Origin of the sequence: Xanthomonas sp. SHU 166 (genome assembly GCF_000364685.1) — a bacterium.
In the GTDB taxonomy this organism is placed as follows: Bacteria; Pseudomonadota; Gammaproteobacteria; order Xanthomonadales; family Xanthomonadaceae; genus Xanthomonas_A; species Xanthomonas_A sontii.
This window is the reverse complement of record NZ_AQOJ01000336.1, coordinates 1-675: the sequence shown is the minus strand read 5'-3', so window position 1 is coordinate 675 and position 675 is coordinate 1. Positions and strand designations below refer to the sequence as shown.

General features: G+C 69.8%; 1 protein-coding gene. It reads left to right on the top strand.

The window, feature by feature from the left end:
• Positions 1-675, top strand: a 675-nt coding sequence (locus D180_RS09980) for a methyl-accepting chemotaxis protein (protein WP_017912680.1), incomplete at both ends; no start/stop codon positions are given.

Genomic DNA, 675 nt, shown 5'->3' with positions numbered 1-675 from the left:
AGACCAGCGCCTCGCTGGAGCAGATGACCGCGTCCATCGCGCAGAACACCGACAACGCCAAGGTCACCGAGGGCATGTCGGCGCAGGCGGCCAAGGAAGCGGTGGAGGGCGGCGACGCGGTGCTGGCGTCCACCCAGGCGATGAAGCAGATCGCGCAGAAGATCGGCATCATCGACGACATCGCCTACCAGACCAACCTGCTGGCGCTGAACGCGGCGATCGAGGCCGCGCGCGCCGGCGAGCACGGCAAGGGCTTTGCGGTGGTCGCCGCCGAAGTGCGCAAGCTGGCCGAGCGCAGCCAGGTCGCCGCGCAGGAAATTGGCGAAGTCGCCGCCAACAGCGTGGGCCTGGCCGATCGCGCCGGCAACCTGCTCGGCACCATCGTGCCCAGCATCAAGAAGACCTCGGATCTGGTGCAGGAAATCGCCTCGGCCTCGCAGGAGCAGTCCTCCGGCGTCACCCAGATCAACTTGGCGGTGTCCCAGCTCAGCCAGACCACACAGCAGAATGCGGCGGCCTCCGAGCAGCTGGCGGCCACCGCCGAACAGATGAGCACCCAGGCCGAATCGCTGCAGCAGGCGATGGGGTTCTTCCGCCTCAGTCGCGAACAGGACCTGGCCGCGCCGCGCCGTGCCGCGCCGGTGGCGCCCAGGCCGGCCGCCACCCGGCCGCTGC